Here is an 837-nt window from a genome sequence, read left to right as displayed (position 1 = left end):
GCCCGTGCCGCGGGCCGAACGCGTGCGCGCCGGGACCGAAGCCGTGACCGGGGCCGAAGCCCGGGCCGAAGCCGTGACCGGGGCCGAAGCCGCGGCGACCCGGGCCGAAGCCGTGACGGCCGGCGCCGCGAGGCATCCGCTCGTCGGGGTTCCAGCCGAGTTCGCGCGCGATGGCCTCGAGGCTCGCGAGCGTGGTCGCGAGGTCTTCGTCGGAGACGGCGGACGAGACGCGGGCGCGCACCCCGTCGACCGAGGCGTCGAGTCGCGCCGCGACGGCGCGCCCCTCGTCGGTCAGGGTCCAGGTGCCGTCGGTCTCGGCGACCCAGCCGCGCTCGACGAGGCCGCGGAGCTTCTTGCCGCCATGGCGCTGCAGCCGCTCGCTGAGTTCGGGAGAGACGACGTCGCCGGCCAGCAGGCGCAGCAGCCGACCCTCGCGTCGGGTGATGCCCTCGGCCTGGAACGCCGTCTCGAGCTCGCGGGCGAGCAGGTGATCAGCGGCGCGCAGCCAGTAGCCGAACGGGCGGGTGGTGTTCTGTGGGGAGGTGTTCTCGGTGTTCATGAGAAGTCCTTTCGATGTCTGGAGGGAGCGGCGTCAGAATCGCCGCTCGATACATGTCACTGTGCATGTACATGCAGTATGACATGCACTTCGAACACATGTCAATGGGCATGTAAATTGGTCGTATGAGCGATCCGGCCGCAGACGACACCTCCGCCGAAGACCTGGATGCCATCGCCGGCGCGCTCTCGCGTCTGCGCGGCCGCGGCCCGGGCCCGCGAGGAGGGCGGAGCGAGCGCGGCGAGCGCGGAGAAGGCGGCGGGCGCGGCCACGGACCG

1 protein-coding gene is annotated in these 837 nt (G+C 72.0%); it reads right to left on the bottom strand.

The window, feature by feature from the left end; translation table 11 throughout:
• The coding region (locus G3N18_RS15810; RefSeq protein WP_196385195.1) for a hypothetical protein at nt 1-559 on the bottom strand (559 nt) is incomplete at its 3' end.
• Nucleotides 560-837 lie beyond the last annotated feature (278 nt).

The sequence above is a fragment of the Microbacterium paulum genome (assembly GCF_015707995.1).
Taxonomy (GTDB): Bacteria; Actinomycetota; Actinomycetes; order Actinomycetales; family Microbacteriaceae; genus Microbacterium; species Microbacterium paulum.
Note: the sequence above shows the minus strand (reverse complement) of the source record. Positions and strands in the feature narration are given on the sequence as shown.